The following is a 22500-nucleotide window of genomic DNA, read 5'->3' on the forward strand; positions in this document are numbered from 1 at the left end:
GCCGCTCCGCCTACGAGGCGGGCGGAGGGGCGTCGGCCCCGCGAGGGGCGTCGGCCCCGCGACGGGGCGGGCGCCGCCCGGGCCCACGCAGCCACCGCTGGATCCGGGGCAGATCGGCCAACGGCCCCAGGTGCCGCAGCTTGTCCGGGTTGATCACGCCCCGGATGCCCACGAGCTTCCCTTCCGCGACCTCGAACGCCCAGGTACCGATCAGACCGCCACCGACGCTCTCGTCGGCCAGGATGAGCAGACCCGGCTCACCACCCACCAGGGCCCGCTCGAAGGAGAACGGACCCCCACGGCGCACGAAGGTCGCCAGCAGGCGCGCCACTGCGACCTGCCCCGTGACCGGCCGGGCGATCGACATCCCCTTCGGCACGTTCCCGCCCCCGTCACCGGCCATCACGACGTCCTCGGCGAGCAGCTCCAGGAACGAGTCCACGGCGCCCTCCTCGCACGCTGCCAGGAACCTGGTCACGAGCTCGTCGGCACGCGCCCTGCCCGAGCGGTCGCCCGGCCGGCGGCCCGGCTGCTCCCTCGGCCGCTCACCCGGCCGGTCGCCCTGCTGCTCACCCGTCGGGACGGGCGGCCGGTCGCGCGGCCGGTCGCCCTGCTGGCCGCTCGAACGACCCTCGGACCGGACCGGAGCGGCGCTCGCGGGTGCCTCCCCGGATCCCGGCTCCGCGGATCCTGCCCGTCCGGCGCCGGCGCCGCGCTGCCGGGCGATCCGTCGCCTGGCGCGTGACGCCAGCTGGCGGGCGGCGACCTCGCTCGTGCCGATCACCTCGGCCGCGTCGCTGTGCGGAAAGCCCAGTACGTCGTGCAGCAGGAACGCCGCCCGCTCGGTCGGGGTGAGGGTCTCCAGCAGCACCAGGAACGCCGTCGAGAGATCGTCGGCCAGCTCGGCGTGCGCCGCGGCGTCCGGCGGCATGGCCGCCATGGCGACCGGCTGGTTCGACGTCACCGGCCCGACCAAAGGCTCGGGGAACCAGTCGCCCACGTAGGACTCCCTCCGCACCCGGGCGGACCGCAGCACGTCGATGGCGATCCGGGTCGTCACGGTGGTCACGAACGCATCCGGGTTGCGCACGCCGTCGGCCTGCGAGAGCCGTGTCAGCGCCTCCTGCACCACGTCCTCCGCCTCGGCCACGCTGCCGAGCATGCGATACGCCACCGAGAACGCCAGAGGGCGCAGCCGGTCCAGCGCCGCGCCGTCGAGGCGGGTGTCGTGGGGGAGCGCGCCGCCGTGCTCCGCACCGGCCTGCGCACCACCGGGGTGCGAGGTGTCGGGTTCCGTCATGAGGACATGCTCTCGCGTCATGCTCCGATGACGAGATGCGGGCGTCAGACGTGACAGCACCGTCGCATCGGGTATGGGGTCGGCTATGGGGTGATCGATCAGTGCGACCGATCAGTGCGAGCGCATCGCGTCGATCTCGTCGCGCCGGAGCAGGATGAGCCGGTCCAGGACGTCGTCGGGCAACGGCTGCTCGGGCGTGAAGCGGATGGTGCCCTTCGACGTCGAGAAGCCCGTCAGCTCGGGAGCGAGCGCCTCGATCGCCGGCGGGCTGAACGGGTACAGCCCGATGTGCTTCACCGTGGCCCGCGCCGACACCAGCGGGCTGTCCCGGTAGCGCAGCGCGGCCATGCCGTAGCTCATGCCCTCCTCGGCGGCGGGGACCAGCCGCAGCGCGCGGGCCCGCACGCGCTCGACGGCGTCCCGCACCGAGCCGTCCAGGCTCGCGATGTACTCGGTGAACTCGTCCATCTGCACAGCATCGCTCCGCGGACGGCGCTGCGCGAGGCCGGCGCCGTCGCCCGGGTTCGGGAGCTCCCGGGCCGGTGCCGTCAGGGCACGGCGTGCGCGCCAGGGCGTTCCCGAGAGTGATGCCGGGGGAACTGCCGACCGGGTCGGGAGAGTTGTCCACAGATCTTGGTTTGCCGCTGCGAAGCGTACGAATGTTCGAGATAATGGATGTAGTCAGAGTTGGAGAGCTAGAGGTAGAGGGGGCGGATCGGTGGAGCGGTCGATGTACGGCACGGCGTCCGACGGTCCGCCTGCCATGGGTTCGTTCGAGGAGGTGCTGGGCCGGCTCGAGGATGCGGTGGGTGATCTGGCGGACCTGGTCGGTCCGGAGGTGCTGAACGGGTGGGACGCGCCGAGTGTGACGCGCCTGGTGGAGGCGCATGCGCGGATCCGTCGGGTGACCGGTCGTCTGGACGGGGTGCGGTACACCGTTCTGGAGCGGGTCGAGCGGGAGGGTTCGTGGCGGTCGGGTGGTATGGCGCGTACGTTCCGGGCGTGGTTGCGGTTGCGTGAGGGGGTGTCGTCGGCGACGGCGGGTAGGGACGTGGCGATGGCGCGCCGGCTGGCGACGGCGTTGCCCGTGACGCGGGAGCAGCTGGTCGCGGGGCGGCTGGGTGTGGATCATGCGCGGGTGATGGCGGAGGTCGCGCCGACGAGCGAGACCCGCACGGACGCGTTGGCGTGGTTGGTCGATACCCGTACGGGGCAGACGACCACGCCCGAGCAGTTCGTGCAGAGCGTGTCTGTGGACTTCCCGGACCCGTTGGATGATCCGGACGGCACTCGCACACGGGAGCGGATCACCGCGGTGCTGGAGCAGGCGGTCGCGGACGGGACGCTGGTGACCGGTGAGGGTCTGGTGTTGCGTGAGGCGGGTGTGTTGAACGCGGACCGGTTTCGTGTGGTGGCGCGCCGGTTCGCGACGGTGACCGATCCGGGCACGGACGACATCGAGGACGACAAGGCCGCGCAGGGGGAGTTCCTGGACCTGTCCAAGACGTTGGGCGGCTATCACGTGGCGGGGTTCCTGACCGACGAGCACGGCCTGCTGGTCTCGGCGGCGGTGAACGCGGTCATGGGTGCGCCCGCGGCCGGAGAGGTGCGCACGTCGACGCAGCGTCGGGCGCAGGGGTTGGCAGACGTGGCCCGGGTCGTGCTGGATACGGATCAGGCCTCCCCGGGCGCGGCGATCCGACCGCACTTGAACGTGACCGTGTCGTGGTCGGAGCTGGTCACGCAGGTCACCCGGACCCGCGAGGGGCTGTGCCTCACCTGTGGGCAGGCCACGCCCGCCCGCGGCAGCCGGGCGAGCGCCGGCGCAGCGGGCACGACGGCGGTGGCGGGTGGGGGCTCGGCCATGCCGTCGGTGTCCGGAGCGCTGTCGGCTGGTGGTCCGGTGTTCACCGAGGCGGGTGGACGCGTGCCCCGGGCGTTGTTGCGGCGGTTGGCGTGTGATGGTGCGGTCACGCGGGTCGTGTTCGGGCCGGATGGTGCGGTGGTGGATGTGGGTCGTGCGCAGCGGACGGTGACGGGGCAGATCCGTCGTGCGGTGATTGCCCGGGATCGGCATTGTGTGTATCCGGGGTGTGATCAGCCGCCGTCGCGGTGCGAGGTGCACCATGCGGTGCGGCACTGGGCTGACGGTGGGCAGACCTCGGTCGCGAACAGTGCGTTGCTGTGCTGGTTCCACCATCAGCTCGTGGACGCCCGAGGCATTGTCATGCACTGGACCGGCAAGCCGGCACCGGGTACCGGCGCGCTCGGAGCCCTCGTGGAGACCGGGTGGGCGTTCACCGATGCCCGTGGGCATCGCATCCGCCTGCCCGACGCTCTCGAGGCCCTACCCTCGCTCGACGCACTACCCCCACCGGAGGCCGGACCACCTGCTGCCGAAGCAGCCTGACCGACGGGCTCCGACGGCCGCGGAGGCCGGCTGACTCCGGCTGACTCCGGAGTCGGGCCGCCTCCGCGACGGTCATGCCCGGAGGACCCGCGTCCGGCCGGCCAGCAGCACGGTCGTCAACGCCAGCACGCTCGTGAGACCGAGCACCGCTGCGTACGCGGTCAGTCCCGCGACGTCGTAGAGGGCCCACAGGAGGGCGCCGGTCGCCGACGATGCGATGGCTGCCGCGACGGCGTCGGCGACCTGCAGGGCGGACGACGCCGAACCCTGCTCGTGCGGCGCCGCGAGGTCGAGCGTGAGGACCGACAGAGTCGGGTAGACCAGACCCATCCCACTGCCCGACAGCACCCAGAACGCCATGCCGAACCCGGCAGGCACGTCCGGGAGGACGAGCACCGACGCACCGGCCATCCCCAGCGCCAGCAGAACCCCGCCGAGCCGCACGTAACCTGCATGGCTCAGATGCAGCACGTCGCGCCCACGCACCCACGATGCCACCGACCAGCCGAGCGCCCCCACGGTCAGGATCAACCCGGCGCTCCCGGGGCTCAGTTGGCGCTCGTGCACGAGGAGCAGGGGCAGCAGCACCTCGGCACCCATGAACGCCGCCGATACCAGGGCCCGCACCGAGATGACGGCCGGCAGGCCCCGCCTGGCCCGCAGCACCGCGAGGGCCAGGCCCAGCGCAGGCAGCGGGGAAGGCCCTGGCTGTGCGCCGTCGCCGTCGCCGTCTCCGTCGCCCGGGTCCGCGTCGCGCGGAGCCGCGTCGCGCGCGTTCGCCGCAGTCAGCCCCGGCCGCATCAGCAGCGCCGCCGGGACGGTCAGCGCGGCGGCGCCGAGAAATACCCAGCGCCAGCCCAGATGCTCCACGACGAGCCCGGCCAGCCCGGGGCCGACGATCGCGGGCACCACCCAGGCCGCGGCGAACGCCGAGAACACGGCGGCCCGCCGCTCCGGGGCGAACACGCGCGCCACCAGCACGTACAGCGCGACGCCGTAGAGCCCGCTGCCGATTCCCTGTACCGCACGTCCCGCGACGAGGGCGCCCATGCCGGTCGCCGTCCCCGCGACGACGAGCCCGGCCACGAAGAGCGCCACGCCGGTCCACATGGCCGGCGTCGGACCGCTGCGGTCGCACCAGCGACCGGCCGCGAGCATCCCGACCACGCCGGTGGCCAACGCGACCGCGAACGCGAGCGTGTAGTGCCGCAGCCCGTCCAGGTCGACGGCGACGGTCGGCATCGCCGTGGACACCGCGAGCGACTCGAACGCGCCCAGCGAGCACAGCGCGATCATCCCGGCGATCACGAGGCGCTGGGCGCCCCGGCTCAGCGTGCCCGACACCGGGGCAGGTGGTACGGGTGCGGCGGCGACGGTGGCGGTCACACCAGCACCACCTTGCCGGTGGTGCGGCGCTCCTCCAGCTCGCGGTGCGCCCGGGCCGCCTCGGCGAACGGCACCCGGTGCGTCACCACCCGCCACCGGCCCGACGCCGCACGGGCCAGCGCGCGCTCCTGGTACGGGCGCTGGTCGGGCATCGGGGGAGCATCGGGCCCCAGGGCGTAGCGGACCTCGACGGTGGACTCGATCCGGTCGTCGTCCCCGGCCCAGGACGTGTAGCGGTTCGGTGCGCCGGAGGCCCAGCCGTACGCGACGAGCCGCCCGGGCGCCGCGCCGGTGCGGGCTCCCGCGCCGTCGGCTCCGTCCAACAGGGTGGTCGCGGCCGTGCCGAGGTCTCCGCCGACGCCGTCGAGCACGAGCGTCGCGGGGGAGTCCCCGAGGGCCGCGCGTGCGGCGGCGGTCCAGCCGGGAGCGGCGTAGTCGACGAGCGCGAGGCGGGCGGTGCCGGACTGCCCGTCGGTCTCGCCGGCGGTGGGTACGTCGGGGAGCAGCTCTCGCAGGCGGGCGAGCTTGGTGTCGCTGCCTGCGAGGGCAATGACGCGAGCCCCGGTGTGCAGCGCCTCCTGCACAAAAAGTGTGCCAAGCCCGCCGGCCGCGGCAGTCACCACGACCACGTCGGTCGCGGTCGGTGCCGCGATGTCGAGCGTGTAGACGGCCATCCGGCCGGTGCCGATCATGGCGATCGCGTCCGCCGGGTCGAGGGGGTTGCCGCCAGGGCTGTCCGGGATGGCGTGCAGCTTGTCGGCGGCGACGGCGACCCGTCGGGCGTACCCACCGCCGTCCGGCACACGGCCGAGGTGCGCGGCCACGGACCGTCCGATCCACGAGGGGTCGACCCCGGGTGCGACATCGGCGACGGTGCCCGCGATCTCTCGGCCGGGCACGGTCGGGAGACTGGGCAGGGGGAGCGGCGGGCCGCTCTCGCCGCGGCGGACGGTGACGTCGACGAGGTGCACGCCGTGCGCGACCGCGTCGACGAGCACCTCGCCGGGCCCCGGCACCGGGTCGGGGATCTGTTCGAGCGTGAGTACCTCCGGCGGGCCGAAGGTGTGGTGTCTGATCGCGTCCATGCCGGTATCATTCAACCTGAACCAAAGTTGAGGTCAACGGTGGCCTCGGATCCGCTGGAGGCGGCACGTGGAATCAGTCAGTCCCCAGGTCCCGTGGGACCGTGACGAGCTCACCGTCGGTGATCTCGCCGCACGCAGCGGCGTGTCGGTGTCGGCGCTGCACTTCTACGAGCGCAAGGGGCTCATCGCGAGCCGGCGCACGTCGGGCAACCAGCGGCGCTACCGGCGCGAGACGTTGCGGCGGGTGGCGTTCATCCGGGTGTCGCAGCGCGTCGGCATCCCGCTCGCGGACATCGGTGCGGCGCTCGCCACGCTTCCCGGCGACCGCACGCCCACCGCGAAGGACTGGCGCCGTATCTCGCAGGCGTGGCACGACGACCTCGACGCGCGGATCGAGCAGCTGTCGCGGCTGCGCGACCACCTCACCGACTGCATCGGGTGCGGCTGCCTCTCGCTGCGCCGGTGCGCCCTGACCAACCCGCACGACGAGCTCGCCGAGGCCGGCCCGGGCCCGCGGACGCTGCTGGTCGAAGGGCTGGAGCCGGACGGGGTCTGACGGTCGACCGAAGGCGGACCCGGCCGGTGCGCCGGCCGGCCGCGGGTGTCGGGCGCAGGCGTGACGGCGGCGGCTGCCGTGGCCGACTAGGCTCTCGGCCATGGCTTCTGCACTGCCCCGTGTCCTGGTGCTCAACGGACCCAACCTCGGCCGGCTCGGTGTCCGCGAGCCCGAGATCTACGGGCACGCCTCCATGGCGGATCTCGAGGTCGCCGCCGCGAAGTGGGGCGCGGAGCTCGGTCTGGAGGTCGAGGTGCGGCAGACGGACGGCGAGTCGGAGATCGTCGGCTGGCTCCACGAGGCGGTCGACGCCGGTGCCCATGTGGTGCTCAACCCGGCCGCGTTCACGCACTACTCGTACGCCCTGCGTGACGCTGCCGCCCAGGTCAGCACGGCGGGCCTGCAGCTCGTCGAGGTGCATCTCTCGAATCCGGCCACGCGGGAGTCGTTCCGGCACTACTCCGTGGTGGCGGGGGTCGCGACAGGCACCGTGGCCGGCTTCGGGTTCGATTCCTACCGGCTGGCGCTGTCGGCGATCGCACAGCGGCTCAGTCAGTAGAAGCCAGGAACTTAACCTTGAGGTAGTTAAGCAAGCGGCTTAACTCACTCCCAGACAAGCATGGCCAGCCCGAGCCCGCCGAGCGCGAGGAGCCAGCTTGCGAAGCTGCCGATCAGAAAGTACTCGGTGACGGGGTTCGGCCCGTGGTCGACAGGTGTGGTGGCGGGCTCCGGGTCGGCACCGTTACCGGAACCTTCGGCGCCGGCAGCCTGGATGATGATCGGCGGCGGCCCGCTGGCGCCCCTGGATTCGCTGGCGGCGAGCTCGGGGAAGCGGAGCAAGCCCTTGGCGCCCACTACGACTGCTGCGGCCGTCAGGTTTCCGGCAAGCCCGAGCCCGACGATGAAGAGCCGCTCCATCGGCCCGAGCACGCGTCCGCTTCGCAGGCGGGCGGAACCTTCCTTGCTGGGAACGTTGACGGCCTCGAGAATGAGGCGGACGAGCAGGTTCGCCGTAGCTACCTGGAACAGGGCGATGCCGCCCACGAGAATCACGCGCGAGACGGGGAGCTCCGACAGAGGTCCCGGCACCCAGCTCGGCCACGCGGTGGGTGCGGCCTCCCCGAAGAGGAGCGCAACAGCGATGCCCAGGCTCACTGCTGAAAAGGCGACAGCAAGGCCCGGAGCCTCTCCGAAGGCGCGCGCGATAACGCCGTCGTGGACCCAGACCGCGAGGAGTGTGGCGAGTGGAATGCCAACAGCTAGTCCGGTGGCTGCCGAGACGCCGCCAGCGGTCAACAGGGCACCCAGGGTGACAAGACCGGCGGCCAGTGCGGCGTAACGCCGGGTGGGAGAGATGGGTCCTTGGCTGGTGTCGCGGATCGCGTCCGTCACGCCCAGTGCTGCGAGGAATGCTCCGAGGACTGCCATCCGTGCATCACGCCTTTCCGAACAAGGTCTGCGCGTCGCGAATGGCGCTCACGCCCTTCGCGAACGCCTGGCTCACGGCCGATGGGGAGATGCCCTCCCGCTCGGCGATGGCCTTCTGGGGTTCGCCGTGAAGTGTGAAGAGCAGCATCCGCCGCTGGCGGTGGTTGAGTGTATCGACGAGGCAGTCCCGTGCAACGAGGAACGCGTTGACGGCCGCGGGCCGGGGCCATGCGACATCCGTGGGGCCGACATACCTCGTACCAGGCTTCTTGCCGAGCGAGTCGATCGCATCGCGGGCTGCATGCCAGCCAGGGCCATCCTGGCGAATCGGCTGGGTTTCCAGCTCGAACACCCTGACGTCGCCCTTGCCAATCCCGAAACGCATCGTGACCAGCTCGGGCGTCGGCTCAGCTGATGCATCGCCCGGGGGCTGAGGGTGCGCAAGTCGATTGAGCTCGAGCCGGATCAGCAGGGTTGCGAGCGTCGCGTCGGCGACTGTCTCGAACCCGCCCTGGATCTCGTCGCCGAAGGTCGGCTCCAGCCGCTGTGCGAGAGGCATGACGCTGCTGACCCGGAGGAGCGTGGCAACGACAGCCTGCTGTGCCCGCGCCCGGTCTTCGAGGGCGCGGGAGCCGACGATATCCCCGATAACTGTGAACACCCGTCAAGGATATACCTTAACTTGGAGGTATATAAGTTCGAGACTTAAGTCCGGTCGAATCTGACGCGAACTCCGCGGCGCTCGGTGCGGGCGCGGGTACGCTCGCCCGAGCAGTGGCGTCGTTCGAGGTCAGGAGGCCGTATGAGTCGGTGGGGCATCGGCCGGGTGCAGCGTGATTCGGCTCGGCTGACTCGGATGCCGGACAGTGACGGCGGCGCCGCGGATGCGCAGTTCGTCCAGTCGATGCTCCAGCTGACCATCACCAACGCGGACCTCAAGACGAGTGTTCTTGTCGGTGCGATCGCACTGACCTTCGGTGTCGGGACGCCGGCGATCCCGTTCTCCCAGGCTCTGGAGCCAGGGGCTGGGCTTGCCGTGCTCGCTGCCGCACTGGGCTTCATCGCGATCGTGCTGTGCGGTGTCGCGGGTCTGTACCTGGTCCTGTCGCTCCGTCCCCGTATGAAGCGACGAGAGTTCTCCCGTTACTCCTTGCCGGACATTGCCGCAGCAACGGTGGAGGAGCTGGCGGCGACCAGTCCAGAGAGCGATCGTCGCGAGGCATGGGTCCAGGTGAAGAACCTCGCGGACATCTCGGCGCAGAAGCACGCCAACATTCGACGAGCTCTGACGTTCTATCCGGTGTCTGTGATCCTGATGGTCGTCGCTGCAGCGCTCGGTGTCATCGTCCGCACGGGCGGGTAGACCGGCGTGCTCGCCGTCGTCCGTTAGACTTGACCGCTGCTGCTTGACACCCCGCTTGATCACCCCAGCCGCCGGCTCCCTGTCGGCGTGCCCTGGGTACACACCTTCACCGACACAGGAAGACGAACGTGGCTACCTCCAACGACATCAAGAACGGCACCGTGCTCCGGATCGACGGCAACCTCTGGTCGGTCATCGAATTCCAGCATGTCAAGCCGGGCAAGGGTGGAGCGTTCGTCCGGACGAAGATGAAGAACGTGCTCTCGGGCAAGGTCGTCGACAAGACGTTCAACGCCGGCATCAAGGTCGAGACGGCCAACGTCGACCGCCGCGACTTCCAGTACCTGTACATGGACGGCGAGGACTTCGTCTTCATGGACACCGACACGTACGACCAGATCAACGTGCCCGCCGCGACCGTCGGCGAGGCGAAGGACTACATGCTCGAGGGCATGAACGTCATGCTCGCCTCGAACGACGGCACGCCGCTCTACATCGAGCTCCCGACGTCCGTGGTCCTGGAGATCACCTACACGGAGCCGGGCCTCCAGGGCGACCGGTCCACCGGCGGCACCAAGCCGGCGACCCTCGAGACGGGCGCAGAGATCCAGGTCCCGCTGTTCCTCGAGCAGGGTGTCCGGGTGAAGGTCGACACGCGTACGGGCGACTACCTCGGTCGCGTCACGGACTGACGCACAGCAGCCCTCCAGCAGGTTTCGTAGCAGAGTTTTCGTAGCAGAGAGAGACCATGGGCGCACGCACCAAGGCGCGCAAGCGCGCCGCCGACATCCTCTTCGAGGCGGAGCAGCGGGGCATCGACCCGCTGAAGCTCCTCGCCGACCGCGTGGCCGTCCCGCACAGCGAGGCGGCCGTGCCGCAGTACACGGTCGACATCGTCGAGGGTGTGGTCGCCTACCGCGACCGCATCGACGAGGTGCTGGAGACGTACTCGCAGGGCTGGAGCCTCCAGCGCATGCCAGCGGTCGACCGCGCGCTGCTGCGGATCGGCTCCTGGGAGGTCCTCTTCAACGACGAGGTGCCCGACGCCGTCGCGCTCGACGAGGCGGTCGATCTCGCGGGTGACCTGTCCACGGACGACTCCCCGGCCTTCGTGAACGGTCTGCTCGGCCGGGTCAAGGACCTGAAGCCGACCCTGCTGGCCTGAGGCCGGCCCGAGCTCCGCCATGAAGTCTGGTACGAGGTCGGCATGACCGCGAGCGCCGGCCGCCGGCACGCGTGAGCACCGGTCCCGGCGCCGGACGGTTCGACGAGCGACGTCTGCTCGTCGCGCTGTTCGGCGCCGGGACCGCTGCGTTCGCCCAGCTCTACGCGCCGCAGTCCGTCCTGCCCGACGCCGCCCGGGAGCTCGCGACGTCGGCCTCCGCGACGGCGCTGCTCGTCTCCGCCGCGACGCTCGGCCTGGCCGTCGGCGTGCTGCCCTGGGCGTGGGTGGCGGACCGCGTCGGACGGGTGCGGTCGATGACCGTCGCGATGCTCGGGGCGACCGCCGTCGGGCTGATGGTCCCGTTCGCGCCGACGTTCGGCCTCATCGTCGCCGGCCGCGCCCTCGAAGGGCTGCTCGTCGCGGGCGTGCCCGCCGTCGCCATGGCATACCTGACCGAGATGCTCACCGAGGCGGGCGAGGCATCGATGGTGCCCCGCGCCGCCGGCACCTACGTGGCCGGCACGTCCATGGGCGGGCTCCTGGGGCGCCTGGTGTCGGGCGGGGTCGCCGAGCTCTTCGGCTGGCGCGCGGGGGTGGGCGCCGTCGCGGTCGCGTGCCTCGTCGCGGCAGGCGTGTTCGTCTGGCTGGCGCCGCGGGACCAGCGGCCCCCGGGCAGCCGAGCACAGGGCAGTCGAGCACAGGGCAGTCGAGCACAGGGCAGTCGAACACCGGGCAGCCGGCCACCGGCCGAGGAGTCGGAGACCGGGATCCCGGCCGTGAGCCGCCTGCGGGTCTTGTTCAGCCCGCGGCTGCTGGTGCTGGACGCACAGGGTCTCCTGCTCATGGGCGGCTTCGTCGCCGTCTACAACTATCTCGGTTTCCGCCTGGTCGACGAACCGTTCGGGCTGTCCTCCGGTGTGGTGAGCCTCGTGTTCCTCGCCTACCTGGCCGGTACGTGGTCGTCGGCGCGGACGGGGCGGCTCGTGGTGCGGTACGGCCGGCGCCGCGTGCTGGTCGTCTCGACCGGGGTACAGGCGGCCGGCGTGCTGACCACGCTGTCGGACCGGCTGCCGCTCGTCCTGGCGGGCCTCGTGATCCTGACGGCCGGGTTCTTCGCCGCCCACGCGGTGGCGAGCGGCTGGACCCCGGTCGCCGCGCCGCGCGCCCGGACCCAGGCGGCCGCCGTCTACAACCTGGCGTACTACACGGGTTCCAGCGTGTTCGGCTGGCTCGGCGGCGTCGGCTTCGCGCTGGCCGGCTGGCCCGGCACGGTGTGGATGGTGCTCGTGCTGGTGGCGGTCGCGGCCGGGCTGGCGGCGGTGGTGCTGCGGGACTGACCCGGCGGGCGGCGACACCCGGTTGGTGCAACCTAAGGGTTGCATGTTCCTCGACCGCGGTGCATGATGATGTGCAACCAGCTGATTGCACATATCCCCGGAGGAAGCCATGACCATCGCCCAGCCCCGCGCGACCGTCGACCTCGACGAGCGATCCGTGACCCGCACCGTCCGCGTCGCCGCCCGGCCCGACGCGGTCTGGCGCGCTCTCTCCGAGCCCGAGCACGTCGCCGGCTGGTTCGGCGACGGCTGCGAGACGGACGACGGGGGCCCGCTCGCCGCCGGCACCCGTGGCCGCCTCCACTTCGAGGGGTACGGCTGGTTCCCCTTCGAGGTGACCCGGGCCGAGCCGGGCCGCCTGCTCGCCTACCGGTGGGGACAGTCGGCCGACGAGCCCGACCGCATGACCGAGGCCGAGTTCACCCTGCGGCCCGACGGCGACGGCACGTACCTCACGGTGCACGAGACCGGCTTCGACGGAGACATGGACGACGCCCTGCGCGCCGCCCTGGACGGCAACCGGGAGGGCTGGGACGGCGAGCTGGACGAGCTGGTCGAGTACGTCGAGTCGCGCGCGTGGTGAGGCCGGCCGGCGCCACGGCGGCGGCGGGAGGCTCGCCCGTCGCCGCGTTCGCCGCACTTGCCGACGAGACCCGCTGGGCCGTGCTCACGACCCTGGCGGAGGCCGGCCCCGCGGATCCGGGGACGGCCGGCACCGGTACGACGGGCCTCACCGCGTCGGCCCTCGCCGATCGGCTGCCGGTCACGCGGCAGGCGATCGCCAAGCACCTCGCGGTGCTGGAGGCGGCCGGGCTGGTCGAGTCGCGCCTGGTGGGCCGCGAGCGCCGGTACCGCGCGCTCGGTGCGGAGCTGACGGCGCTGGGCCGGCGGCTGGAGCGGATCGGGGACGCGTGGGAGGCCCGCCTGGGTCGCATCGCGCGGATCGCGGAGGGCCTGGACGGCGGCTGACGTCGTGCGCCGCGGGAACCGGCTCCGCGGGGGCGGTGGGTGTGAGCAACGCCGCTTCGGCGGGCGGCTGCCTCGGCATCCGGCACATGTCCGGCAGGTTAAGGTGGTGGCTGTCAGACTCCCTTTAAACCCGTCCCGTGAGGCGGAGAAGGAGGTCGCCAGATGAATCCTGGCAGCCGCATGCCCGAATCCAGCGCCCCAGCCGACCACGGCACAGCTCCGACACCAGGTGATCCGACCTCAGCGGATCCCGGCACCGTCGTCGAGCGGACCGTACTCGGTGAGGCCGACATCGCTCGAGCGCTGACCCGCATCGCCCACGAGATCGTGGAGCGGAACAAGGGCGCCGCCGACCTCCTCCTGCTCGGTATCCCCACGCGCGGCGTGCAGCTGGCCCACCGGCTGGCCGAGCGCCTGACGCAGATCGAGCCCTCCTTCAGCGGCGAGTACGGCACGCTCGACGTGACCATGTACCGCGACGACCTGCGTCGGCAGCCCACGCGCGCCGTCGGGCAGACGGTCCTGCCGGGCAGCCTGGACGGCACCATCGACGACAAGGTCGTCGTCCTGGTGGACGACGTCCTGTTCTCCGGGCGCACCATCCGTGCGGCGCTCGACGCCCTGAACGACCTGGGCCGCCCGCGCGTGGTGCGGCTCGCTGCCCTGGTGGACCGCGGGCACCGCGAGCTGCCGATCCGTGCGGACCACGTGGGCAAGAACCTGCCCACGTCGCGCAGGGAGCGTGTGCGGGTGCGGCTGTCCGACGTCGACGGCGGCGCGGACGCCGTGGTGATCAGCGCGGCTCCGGCGGGCCCGGCCACGACGGACGGAGGCGTGCGGTGAAGCACCTGCTGACCACCCAGGGCCTGTCCAAGGACGACGCGATCCTGCTGCTGGACACCTCCGCGCAGATGGCCGCGACCCAGTCGCGGGAGAACAAGAAGCTGCCGACGCTGCGCGGGCGCACGGTGGTGAACCTGTTCTACGAGGACTCCACACGCACGCGGATCTCGTTCGAGACGGCGGCCAAGCGGCTGTCCGCCGACGTCATCAACTTCTCGGCCAAGGGCTCCAGCGTCTCCAAGGGCGAGTCCCTGAAGGACACGGCCCTCACCCTGCACGCCATGGGCGCTGACGCCGTGGTGGTGCGCCACTCGGCCTCCGGGGCCGCCCACCAGCTGGCCCACGCGGGCTGGCTCGACGCGGGCGTGCTCAACGCCGGCGACGGCATGCACCAGCACCCCACGCAGGCACTGCTGGACGCGTTCACGATCCGCCGCCACCTGGTGGGCAACGTCGGCGAGGACGGTCGGGGGACCGACACCTCCGCGGGCGCGGACCTGTCCGGGCTGCGCATCGCGATCGTGGGGGACGTGCTGCACTCGCGCGTCGCCCGCTCGAACGTGTACCTGCTGCACACCCTCGGCGCCGAGGTGACCCTGGTCGCGCCCCCGACCCTGGTCCCCGTGGGCGTGGAGACGTGGCCGTGCCGCGTGTCGTACCACCTGGACGAGACGCTCGAGCAGTGGCAGCCGGATGGGGTCATGATGCTGCGGGTGCAGCGTGAGCGGATGTCGGGCGGCTCCGGCTCGTTCTTCCCGAGCCCGATGGAGTACAGCCGTAAGTTCGGGTTCGACGCCCGGCGTCTGGCCGTGCTGCCCGAGCACGCCATCGTGATGCACCCCGGACCGATGAACCGCGGTCTGGAGATCTCGGCGGCCGCCGCCGACCACCCGCGGTCCGTGATCGTGGAGCAGGTGGCGAACGGCGTCGCCGTGCGGATGGCCGCCCTGTACCTGCTGCTGGCCGGTACCGATCCGGGCTCTGAGACCAGCACTGACGAGAGGAATGCCCTGTGAGCACCCCTACACCCGTGGCCTACGTCCTGCGGGGCGTCCGCCCCTACGGGACGGACCCGGTCGACGTCGTGCTCGCGGACGGTGTGATCGCCGCCCTCGGCGCCGCCGGAACGGTCGAGGCGCCCGAGGGAGCCACGGAGATCGCGGCGTCGGGCAGCGACGGGGCGGGCCTGGTCCTGCTGCCCGGGCTGGTCGATCTGCACACCCACCTGCGCGAGCCCGGCCGGGAGGACGCCGAGACGGTGTTCTCCGGCACGCGTGCGGCCGCGGCGGGCGGCTTCACGGCCGTGCACGCCATGGCGAACACGACGCCGACGCAGGACACCGCGGGCGTCGTCGAGCAGGTGTACCGCCTGGGCCAGGAGGCCGGCTGGGTGGACGTGCACCCCGTCGGGGCCGTGACCGTGGGGCTGGGCGGCGAGAAGCTCGCCGAGCTCGGTGCCATGGCGGACTCCGCCGCTCGTGTCCGGGTCTTCTCCGACGACGGCAAGTGCGTGCACGACCCGGTGCTGATGCGCCGCGCGCTGGAGTACGTCAAGGCGTTCGACGGCGTCGTGGCCCAGCACGCACAGGAGCCGCGCCTGACCGAGGGCGCCCAGATGAACGAGGGCGTCGTCTCCGCGCAGATCGGCCTGACGGGCTGGCCCGCGGTCGCCGAGGAGTCGATCATCGCGCGCGACGTGCTGCTGGCCGAGCACGTCGGCTCGCGGCTGCACGTGTGCCACCTGTCCACGGCCGGCTCGGTGGAGATCATCCGCTGGGCCAAGGGTCGCGGCATCGACGTCACTGCCGAGGTGACGCCGCACCACCTGGTGCTGACCGACGAGCTGGCCCGCGACTACGACCCGGTGTTCAAGGTGAACCCGCCGCTGCGTACCGCCAAGGACGTCGAGGCGGTCCGCGAGGGCCTGGCCGACGGCACGATCGACATCGTCGCCACCGACCATGCCCCGCACCCGGTCGAGGACAAGGACTGCGAGTGGGCGTCCGCCGCGTTCGGCATGACCGGCCTGGAGACGGCCCTGTCGGTGGTGCAGCAGACGATGGTCGACACCGGACGCATGACCTGGACGGACGTGGCCCGCGTGCTGTCGGAGAACCCCGCACGCATCGGCCGGATCGACGCCGAGCACGGCGGGAGCCAGGGCCGGCCGATCGCCGTCGGTGAGCCCGCCAACCTGACGCTGGTCGACCCGTCCGCCACCCGTGCCGTCGAGGGGCGCGCGCAGGTCACGGCCAGCGACAACACGCCGTTCGCCGGCATGGAGCTCCCGGGCCGCGTGGTCGCGACGTTCCTGCGCGGCCGGGCCACGGTGCTCGACGGCGCGGTCGTCGACCGTGCCGGCGCCGACGGCCGGCCCCTCGAAGGAGCCGCCCGATGAAGATCCTGGCCATCGCCCTGCTGGTCGCGCTCGCGATCTTCCTCGTGCTGTACGTGACCCTCATCGGCCGGCGCCGGCTCGCGCAGCGCACCACCACGGTCGTGCCGCGGCCGCCGGCGGTGCCCGGTCCCGAGCAGGTGGGGCCCGTCCGGTTCGGTCCGCTGGAGGCCGTCTACGTGTCCACCACGCTGCACGGCGACTGGCTCGCCCGCGTCGGGGCGCACGGACTGGGCGACCGGTCCGGTGCCCTCGTGTCCGTGCACGACGGCGGCGTGCTGGTCGAGCGCGACGGCGCCGACGACCTCTGGGTGCCCGTGCACGCCGTCCGCAGCGCGGGCCTCGCCCCGGGCATGGCGGGCAAGTACGTCGGCGCCGACGGCCTCGTGGTCCTCACCTGGTCGGTCCCGCCGGCCGACGACGTCGCGACGGCCCTCGTCGACACCGGGCTGCGCCCGCGACGCGCCGAGGACCGCGGCGGTCTCGTCGACGCCGTGCGCCACCTGCTCGCCGCCCAGGAGCAGGCCCTGGAGCAGGCCCCGGAGCAGGGCCAGCAGCACACCCCACAGCAGCATTCCGGGCAGCACGCCCAGCAGTACCCGCACCAGCAGGACCCGCACCAGCAGGAGGCCCGGTGACCATCCCGATGACACCCACAGCTACGTCCCCCGCCACACCCGCAGCACTGGTCCTCGAGGACGGCACCACCTACCGCGGCCGCGCGTACGGCGCCACGGGCACCACGTTCGGCGAGATCGTGTTCTCCACCGGCATGACCGGCTACCAGGAGACGCTGACCGACCCGTCCTACCACCGGCAGATCGTCGTCATGACGGCCCCGCACGTCGGCAACACCGGCGTCAACGACGAGGACCCGGAGTCGGGGCAGATCTGGGTCTCCGGCTACGTGGTCCGCGACCCCGCGCGGCGCGTGTCGAGCTGGCGCGCGCAGCACTCGCTGGGGGAGGAGCTCGCCGAGCAGGGCGTCGTCGGCATCTCCGACGTCGACACCCGTGCGCTGACCCGCCGGCTGCGCGAGGAGGGCGTCATGCGCGCCGGCATCTTCTCCGGCGCCGACCTGGTCCGCGACGGCTACCCGCGCCCCGTCGAGGAGCTCGTGGCCCAGGTCCAGGCGTCGCCGCAGATGGCGGGCGCCGACCTGGCCCGCGAGGTCTCCACGACCGAGCCCTACACGGTCGAGCCGGCCACCGTGAACCCCGCCGAGTACGGGGGCGAGACGGGCAAGGCCCCGATCGCCACGGTCGTCGCCGTCGACCTCGGCATCAAGACCATGACGCCGGTGCGCCTCGCCGAGCGCGGCGTCCGCGTCGTCGTCGTGCCGCAGTCCTCCACGATCGCCGACCTCGAGGCTGCCCTGCCCGCCGACGGCACCCCCGTCGGCGTGTTCTTCTCCAACGGCCCCGGCGACCCGAGCGCGTCCAGCCACGAGGTCGAGCTGCTGCGGGCCGTCCTGGACCGCAAGATCCCGTTCTTCGGCATCTGCTTCGGCAACCAGCTCCTGGGCCGGGCGCTCGGCTACGGCACCTACAAGCTCGGCTACGGGCACCGCGGCATCAACCAGCCGGTGCTGGACCGCACCACCGCCAAGGTGGAGGTCACCGCGCACAACCACGGCTTCGCCGTGGACGCGCCGCTCGACGACGCGGGCTCGAGCGCGCCGCACGACGGCGGGCGCTACGGCCGCGTGGTCGTCTCCCACGTCGGCCTCAACGACCAGGTGGTCGAGGGCCTGACCTGTCTCGACCTGCCGGCCTTCTCGGTGCAGTACCACCCGGAGGCAGCGGCGGGTCCGCACGACGCCGCCTACCTGTTCGACCGGTTCGTCGGCCTCCTGACGAACCCGGCGGCCTGGCCGCCCGCCATCAGGTCCCCGCAGCCGGCAGCTCAGACCGGCACCGCACAGCTCACCACCGCACAGCTCACCACCGAGGAGAACCACTGATGCCTCGCCGTTCCGACATCTCCTCGGTCCTGGTCATCGGGTCCGGCCCGATCGTCATCGGCCAGGCCTGCGAGTTCGACTACTCCGGCACCCAGGCGTGCCGGGTCCTGCGCGAGGAGGGCCTGCGGGTCATCCTCGTGAACTCGAACCCGGCCACGATCATGACCGACCCCGAGTTCGCGGACGCCACGTACGTGGAGCCCATCACCACCGAGGTCCTCACCACGATCATCGCGAAGGAGCGCCCCGACGCGCTGCTGCCCACCCTGGGCGGCCAGACGGCGCTCAACGCCGCCATCGCGCTCGACGAGGCCGGGGTGCTCGAGAAGTACGGCGTCGAGCTCATCGGCGCCAACATCCCCGCCATCCAGAAGGGCGAGGACCGCCAGCAGTTCAAGGACGTCGTCGAGAAGTGCGGCGGCGAGTCGGCACGCTCCGAGATCGTGCACTCCATCGAGGAGGCGCTGAAGGCCGCCGAGGTCCTCGGCTACCCGATGGTCGTGCGCCCGTCCTTCACCATGGGCGGCCTCGGCTCCGGCCTCGCGTACGACGAGGCCGACCTGCACCGCATCGTCGGGCAGGGCCTGCACTACTCGCCCACCACGGAGGTGCTCCTGGAGGAGTCCATCCTCGGGTGGAAGGAGTACGAGCTGGAGCTGATGCGCGACCACAACGACAACGTCGTGGTCGTGTGCTCCATCGAGAACGTCGACCCCGTCGGCGTCCACACCGGCGACTCCGTCACCGTGGCCCCCGCGATGACGCTGACCGACCGCGAGTACCAGAAGCTGCGGGACATCGGCATCGCCGTGATCCGCGAGGTGGGCGTGGACACGGGTGGCTGCAACATCCAGTTCGCGATCGACCCGGCCGACGGCCGCATCATCGTGATCGAGATGAACCCCCGCGTGTCCCGCTCCTCGGCGCTGGCCTCCAAGGCGACCGGCTTCCCGATCGCGAAGATCGCCGCCAAGCTCGCCGTCGGCTACACGCTGGACGAGATCCCGAACGACATCACCAAGGTGACCCCCGCGAGCTTCGAGCCCACGCTCGACTACGTGGTGGTCAAGGTCCCGCGGTTCGCGTTCGAGAAGTTCCCCGCTGCCGACGACACGCTCACCACCACCATGAAGTCCGTGGGCGAGGCCATGGCGCTCGGCCGCAACTTCACCGAGGCGCTCGGCAAGGCCCTGCGCTCGATCGACAAGGGCGGCGTGACGTTCCACTGGGACGGCGACGCCCCGGCGGGCGAGGAGCTGGCGACGCTGCTCAAGGAGATCGAACGGCCCACCGAGCAGCGGCTCGTGCAGGTGCAGCAGGCACTGCGGGCCGTCGCGACCGGGGCGACCACGCTCGAGCAGGTCTTCGACGCCACCAAGATCGACCCCTGGTACCTGGACCAGATCCAGCTCGTCAACGAGGTGGCGGCCGAGGTGGCGGCGTCGCCGACCCTCACGCAGGACGTCCTGCGGTACGCCAAGCGGCACGGGCTCTCGGACGCCCAGATCGCCCGCCTGCGGGGCATGGGCTCCACGGGCGAGGTCACGGTCCGCGAGATCCGGCACGCGCTGGGGGTGCGCCCGGTCTACAAGACCGTCGACACCTGCGCCGCCGAGTTCGAGGCCAGGACGCCGTACCACTACTCCAGCTACGACGCCGAGACCGAGGTGGCACCCCGCGAGCGGGAGGCCGTGATCATCCTCGGCTCCGGCCCCAACCGCATCGGGCAGGGCATCGAGTTCGACTACTCGTGCGTGCACGCCACCCTGGCCCTGGCGGACAAGTACGAGACCGTCATGGTCAACTGCAACCCGGAGACGGTCTCGACGGACTACGACACGTCCGACCGGCTGTACTTCGAGCCGCTGACCTTCGAGGACGTCCTGGAGGTGTACCAGGCCGAGCTCGCCGCCGGGCCCGTCAAGGGCATCATCGTGCAGCTCGGCGGGCAGACGCCGCTGGGCCTCGCGCGGCGGCTGGCCGAGGCCGGCCTGCCGATCCTCGGCACCAGCCCGGAGGCGATCGACGCCGCGGAGGACCGCGGGATCTTCGGCCAGGTGCTGCACGACGCCGGCCTGCCCGCCCCGGCCTTCGGCACCGCTCGTTCGCTCGCCCAGGCGCGCGACATCGCCGACCGCATCGGCTACCCCGTGCTCGTGCGCCCGTCGTACGTGCTGGGCGGCCGTGGCATGGAGATCGTCTACAGCGAGGACCAGCTCACCGGGTACGTCGAGCGTGCGCTCGACGCGGCAGCCCTGACCCACGCCGACTCCGGCGCGCACGGCACGCTGGCCGCGCCGCTGCTCATCGACCGGTTCCTCGACGACGCGATGGAAATCGACGTCGACGCCCTGTTCGACGGCGAGGAGCTGTTCCTCGGCGGCGTCATGGAGCACATCGAGGAGGCCGGCATCCACTCGGGCGACTCGGCGTGCGTGCTGCCGCCGGTCTCCCTGAGCGAGACCGAGATCGCGCGCATCCGCCGCTCCACAGAGGCCATCGCCCGGGGCGTCGGGGTGCGCGGCCTGCTGAACGTGCAGTACGCGCTCGTGAGCGACGTCCTGTACGTCCTGGAGGCCAACCCCCGCGCGTCGCGCACGGTGCCGTTCGTCTCCAAGGCGACGGGCACGCCCCTCGCCAAGGCGGCGGCGCGCGTGATGGTGGGCGACTCGATCGCCGACCTGCGCGCCGAGGGCATGCTCCCGGAGCACGACGGCGCGACGCTCGACCTGGGCGCCCCGCTGGCGGTCAAGGAGGCCGTGCTGCCGTTCAAGCGGTTCCGCACCCGGGAGGGTCTGGTCGTCGACTCGCTGCTCGGCCCCGAGATGCGGTCCACCGGCGAGGTCATGGGCTTCGACAAGGACTTCCCGCACGCGTTCGCGAAGTCGCAGGCGGCAGCGTTCGGCGGGCTGCCGACGTCGGGCACCGTGTTCGTGTCGGTGGCCGACAGCGACAAGCGGCACGTCGTCTTCCCGGTCAAGCGCCTGGTCGAGCTCGGGTTCAAGGTTCTGGCGACCGCGGGCACGGCCACCGTGCTGCGCCGCAACGGCATCGAGGCGACGGTGGTGCGCAAGCACACCGAGGGCCGCGGCCCGGACGGCGAGCTCACGGTCGTCGGCCTCATCACCGAGGGGCAGATCGACCTGGTGGTGAACTCGCCCTCCGGCCAGGGAGCCCGCGCGGACGGCTACGAGATCCGTGCGGCCACGACGGCGGCGGACAAGCCGATAGCGACCACGGTGGACCAGCTCGCAGCCGCCGTGCAGGGCATCGAGGCGGTGCTCGCCGGGCCGTTCGAGGTGGCGAGCCTCCAGGAGCACCAGGCGGCGACGGTCGCCCGCCTGGCGGCGGCCAAGGCAGTCGTCGAGGCGGCGGCGCACGCATGAGCGGCGTCGGGCCCACCCCGGTGGTGCCGTTCGGCGCCCGCCTGGCGACCGCGATGGACGAGCACGGCCCGTTGTGCGTGGGCATCGACCCGCACGCGTCGCTCCTGCAGGCCTGGGGCCTGCGGGACGACGTCGACGGGCTGCGCGAGTTCTCGCTGCGGGTCGTGGACGCGCTCGGGGGCAAGGTCGCGGCCGTCAAGCCGCAGGCGGCGTTCTTCGAACGGCACGGCTCACGTGGCCTGGCGGTCCTGGAGGAGGTCGTGGCGGCGGCTCGCGCGGCGGGCTCCTCCAGCACGGGCACCCTGACGATCGTGGACGCCAAGCGGGGCGACATCGGCTCGACGATGGGCGCCTACGCCGAGGCGTTCCTCGCGGACGGTTCGCCCCTGGCCGGGGACGCGATCACGGTGTCGCCGTACCTCGGGTTCGGCTCGCTGCAGCCGGCCGTGGAGCTGGCCGCGGCCACGGGCCGAGGGCTGTTCGTGCTGTGCCTCACCTCCAACAAGGAGGGCTTCGAGGTGCAGCACGCGCGCACCGCCGGCCCGGAGGATGCTCCGGGCAGCGCGGCCGGCGGCACGGTGGCCGCGCTCATGGCCGCACGGGCGGCGGTGCTCAACGCGGGAGCCGAGCCCCTGGGCTCCGTCGGTCTCGTGGTCGGTGCCACGATCGGTGACGCGGTCCGCGCCACGGGCACCGACCTGGTGGCGGTGAACGGCCCGCTGCTGGCCCCGGGTGTGGGCGCGCAGGGCGCGGGGGAGCGGGAGCTCGCCACGACGTTCGGCGCCGCCCGGCGGAACGTGCTGGCGTCGTCGTCCCGCGCCGTGCTCGGCGCCGGACCCGACCGGGACGACCTGGTGCGTGCCGCACGCACCGCCGCGCGAGAGGCGCAGGCGGCGCTGCGGTCCTGACGAAAG

At 72.1% G+C, this 22500-nt stretch carries 22 protein-coding genes; 16 read left to right on the forward strand and 6 right to left on the reverse strand.

The window, feature by feature from the left end:
- Positions 1 to 10: 10 nt before the first annotated feature.
- Positions 11 to 1300, reverse strand: coding sequence for a sigma-70 family RNA polymerase sigma factor (locus tag ACFSL2_RS04070; protein ID WP_377196613.1), 1290 nt, complete (start codon positions 1298 to 1300; stop codon positions 11 to 13).
- A 111-nt stretch (positions 1301 to 1411) separates the two neighbouring features.
- Positions 1412 to 1768 (reverse strand): iron chaperone, encoded by a 357-nt coding sequence (locus ACFSL2_RS04075; RefSeq protein ID WP_377196614.1) that lies wholly within the window; start codon positions 1766 to 1768, stop codon positions 1412 to 1414.
- Between the two features lie 262 nt (positions 1769 to 2030).
- Here ACFSL2_RS04075 and ACFSL2_RS04080 point away from each other — a divergent pair, with 262 nt between their 5' ends.
- Positions 2031 to 3710, forward strand: coding sequence for an HNH endonuclease signature motif containing protein (locus ACFSL2_RS04080; RefSeq protein WP_377196615.1), 1680 nt, complete (start codon positions 2031 to 2033; stop codon positions 3708 to 3710).
- 72 nt (positions 3711 to 3782) lie between these two features.
- On the opposite strand, the gene ACFSL2_RS04085 is transcribed toward ACFSL2_RS04080, so the two are convergent.
- Both ACFSL2_RS04085 and ACFSL2_RS04090 read right to left on the reverse strand, forming a co-directional pair.
- On the reverse strand, positions 3783 to 5096 hold the full coding sequence (locus ACFSL2_RS04085) for an MFS transporter (protein WP_377196616.1): 1314 nt from the start codon (positions 5094 to 5096) through the stop codon (positions 3783 to 3785).
- Positions 5093 to 6181, reverse strand: a complete 1089-nt coding sequence (locus ACFSL2_RS04090) for an alcohol dehydrogenase catalytic domain-containing protein (protein WP_377196617.1) — start codon at positions 6179 to 6181, stop codon at positions 5093 to 5095. The genes ACFSL2_RS04085 and ACFSL2_RS04090 overlap by 4 nt, the downstream gene beginning before the upstream one ends.
- A gap of 67 nt (positions 6182 to 6248) precedes the next feature.
- Between ACFSL2_RS04090 and soxR the strand changes: the two genes are divergently transcribed.
- Positions 6249 to 6737, forward strand: a complete 489-nt coding sequence (soxR, locus tag ACFSL2_RS04095) for a redox-sensitive transcriptional activator SoxR (protein WP_377196618.1) — start codon at positions 6249 to 6251, stop codon at positions 6735 to 6737.
- Positions 6738 to 6837: 100 nt separating this feature from the next.
- Complete coding sequence (locus tag ACFSL2_RS04100) at positions 6838 to 7296, forward strand: type II 3-dehydroquinate dehydratase (RefSeq protein WP_377196619.1); 459 nt, start codon at positions 6838 to 6840, stop codon at positions 7294 to 7296.
- Positions 7297 to 7340: 44 nt separating this feature from the next.
- Here the strand turns inward: ACFSL2_RS04100 and ACFSL2_RS04105 are convergent, their stop codons facing one another.
- Both ACFSL2_RS04105 and ACFSL2_RS04110 read right to left on the reverse strand, forming a co-directional pair.
- Entirely contained in the window at positions 7341 to 8165 is an 825-nt protein-coding gene (locus tag ACFSL2_RS04105) for a hypothetical protein (protein WP_377196620.1), read from the reverse strand.
- Between the two features lie 7 nt (positions 8166 to 8172).
- Positions 8173 to 8826, reverse strand: coding sequence for a hypothetical protein (locus tag ACFSL2_RS04110; protein WP_377196621.1), 654 nt, complete (start codon positions 8824 to 8826; stop codon positions 8173 to 8175).
- Between the two features lie 195 nt (positions 8827 to 9021).
- Here ACFSL2_RS04110 and ACFSL2_RS04115 point away from each other — a divergent pair, with 195 nt between their 5' ends.
- The 13 genes from ACFSL2_RS04115 to pyrF all read left to right on the forward strand — a co-directional run bounded on the left by ACFSL2_RS04115 (position 9022) and on the right by pyrF (position 22494).
- Positions 9022 to 9528 carry a Pycsar system effector family protein gene (locus tag ACFSL2_RS04115; RefSeq protein WP_377196622.1) on the forward strand — a complete coding sequence of 169 codons (507 nt, stop codon included), beginning with the start codon at positions 9022 to 9024 and terminating at the stop codon, positions 9526 to 9528.
- Positions 9529 to 9656: 128 nt separating this feature from the next.
- Positions 9657 to 10220 carry an elongation factor P gene (gene efp / locus ACFSL2_RS04120; protein WP_357468226.1) on the forward strand — a complete coding sequence of 188 codons (564 nt, stop codon included), beginning with the start codon at positions 9657 to 9659 and terminating at the stop codon, positions 10218 to 10220.
- Between the two features lie 56 nt (positions 10221 to 10276).
- Positions 10277 to 10693 (forward strand): transcription antitermination factor NusB, encoded by a 417-nt coding sequence (gene nusB, locus ACFSL2_RS04125; protein WP_377196623.1) that lies wholly within the window; start codon positions 10277 to 10279, stop codon positions 10691 to 10693.
- 71 nt (positions 10694 to 10764) lie between these two features.
- On the forward strand, positions 10765 to 12030 hold the full coding sequence (locus ACFSL2_RS04130) for an MFS transporter (RefSeq protein ID WP_377196624.1): 1266 nt from the start codon (positions 10765 to 10767) through the stop codon (positions 12028 to 12030).
- A gap of 109 nt (positions 12031 to 12139) precedes the next feature.
- Entirely contained in the window at positions 12140 to 12613 is a 474-nt protein-coding gene (locus tag ACFSL2_RS04135) for an SRPBCC domain-containing protein (RefSeq protein WP_377196625.1), read from the forward strand.
- Positions 12607 to 12999: an ArsR/SmtB family transcription factor gene (locus ACFSL2_RS04140; RefSeq protein ID WP_377196626.1), complete on the forward strand. Its 393-nt coding sequence runs from the start codon at positions 12607 to 12609 to the stop codon at positions 12997 to 12999. The genes ACFSL2_RS04135 and ACFSL2_RS04140 overlap by 7 nt, the downstream gene beginning before the upstream one ends.
- Before the next feature lie 162 nt (positions 13000 to 13161).
- Positions 13162 to 13842 (forward strand): bifunctional pyr operon transcriptional regulator/uracil phosphoribosyltransferase PyrR, encoded by a 681-nt coding sequence (pyrR, locus tag ACFSL2_RS04145; RefSeq protein WP_377196627.1) that lies wholly within the window; start codon positions 13162 to 13164, stop codon positions 13840 to 13842.
- Entirely contained in the window at positions 13839 to 14858 is a 1020-nt protein-coding gene (locus tag ACFSL2_RS04150; protein ID WP_377196628.1) for an aspartate carbamoyltransferase catalytic subunit, read from the forward strand. The genes pyrR and ACFSL2_RS04150 overlap by 4 nt, the downstream gene beginning before the upstream one ends.
- A complete protein-coding gene (locus ACFSL2_RS04155; RefSeq protein ID WP_377196629.1) occupies positions 14855 to 16240 on the forward strand; it encodes a dihydroorotase in 1386 nt (461 codons plus the stop codon). Before ACFSL2_RS04150 ends, ACFSL2_RS04155 begins: the two co-directional genes overlap by 4 nt.
- Complete coding sequence (locus ACFSL2_RS04160; protein ID WP_377196630.1) at positions 16237 to 16875, forward strand: PH-like domain-containing protein; 639 nt, start codon at positions 16237 to 16239, stop codon at positions 16873 to 16875. Before ACFSL2_RS04155 ends, ACFSL2_RS04160 begins: the two co-directional genes overlap by 4 nt.
- An 8-nt stretch (positions 16876 to 16883) precedes the next feature.
- Positions 16884 to 18200 (forward strand): glutamine-hydrolyzing carbamoyl-phosphate synthase small subunit, encoded by a 1317-nt coding sequence (carA, locus tag ACFSL2_RS04165; protein ID WP_377200762.1) that lies wholly within the window; start codon positions 16884 to 16886, stop codon positions 18198 to 18200.
- On the forward strand, positions 18200 to 21586 hold the full coding sequence (carB, locus tag ACFSL2_RS04170; RefSeq protein ID WP_377196631.1) for a carbamoyl-phosphate synthase large subunit: 3387 nt from the start codon (positions 18200 to 18202) through the stop codon (positions 21584 to 21586). The genes carA and carB overlap by 1 nt, the downstream gene beginning before the upstream one ends.
- On the forward strand, positions 21583 to 22494 hold the full coding sequence (gene pyrF, locus ACFSL2_RS04175; protein ID WP_377196632.1) for an orotidine-5'-phosphate decarboxylase: 912 nt from the start codon (positions 21583 to 21585) through the stop codon (positions 22492 to 22494). Before carB ends, pyrF begins: the two co-directional genes overlap by 4 nt.
- Positions 22495 to 22500: the final 6 nt, after the last annotated feature.

It is taken from the genome of Promicromonospora aerolata (genome assembly GCF_042682255.1).
Classification (GTDB): Bacteria; Actinomycetota; Actinomycetes; order Actinomycetales; family Cellulomonadaceae; genus Promicromonospora; species Promicromonospora aerolata.

Excerpts from the sequence above, each read along its gene's own strand:
- carB (WP_377196631.1), top strand. The coding sequence starts at position 18,200 with ATGCCTCGCCGTTCCGACATCTCCTCGGTCCTGGTCATCGGGTCCGGC.
- ACFSL2_RS04075 (WP_377196614.1), bottom strand. The coding sequence starts at position 1,768 with ATGGACGAGTTCACCGAGTACATCGCGAGCCTGGACGGCTCGGTGCGG.
- pyrR (WP_377196627.1), top strand. The coding sequence starts at position 13,162 with ATGAATCCTGGCAGCCGCATGCCCGAATCCAGCGCCCCAGCCGACCAC.
- pyrF (WP_377196632.1), top strand. The coding sequence starts at position 21,583 with ATGAGCGGCGTCGGGCCCACCCCGGTGGTGCCGTTCGGCGCCCGCCTG.
- ACFSL2_RS04135 (WP_377196625.1), top strand. The coding sequence starts at position 12,140 with ATGACCATCGCCCAGCCCCGCGCGACCGTCGACCTCGACGAGCGATCC.
- ACFSL2_RS04100 (WP_377196619.1), top strand. The coding sequence starts at position 6,838 with ATGGCTTCTGCACTGCCCCGTGTCCTGGTGCTCAACGGACCCAACCTC.
- ACFSL2_RS04070 (WP_377196613.1), bottom strand. The coding sequence starts at position 1,300 with ATGACGGAACCCGACACCTCGCACCCCGGTGGTGCGCAGGCCGGTGCG.
- ACFSL2_RS04115 (WP_377196622.1), top strand. The coding sequence starts at position 9,022 with ATGCCGGACAGTGACGGCGGCGCCGCGGATGCGCAGTTCGTCCAGTCG.
- ACFSL2_RS04160 (WP_377196630.1), top strand. The coding sequence starts at position 16,237 with ATGAAGATCCTGGCCATCGCCCTGCTGGTCGCGCTCGCGATCTTCCTC.
- carA (WP_377200762.1), top strand. The coding sequence starts at position 16,884 with ATGACACCCACAGCTACGTCCCCCGCCACACCCGCAGCACTGGTCCTC.
- ACFSL2_RS04080 (WP_377196615.1), top strand. The coding sequence starts at position 2,031 with ATGTACGGCACGGCGTCCGACGGTCCGCCTGCCATGGGTTCGTTCGAG.
- nusB (WP_377196623.1), top strand. The coding sequence starts at position 10,277 with ATGGGCGCACGCACCAAGGCGCGCAAGCGCGCCGCCGACATCCTCTTC.
- ACFSL2_RS04105 (WP_377196620.1), bottom strand. The coding sequence starts at position 8,165 with ATGGCAGTCCTCGGAGCATTCCTCGCAGCACTGGGCGTGACGGACGCG.
- ACFSL2_RS04090 (WP_377196617.1), bottom strand. The coding sequence starts at position 6,181 with ATGGACGCGATCAGACACCACACCTTCGGCCCGCCGGAGGTACTCACG.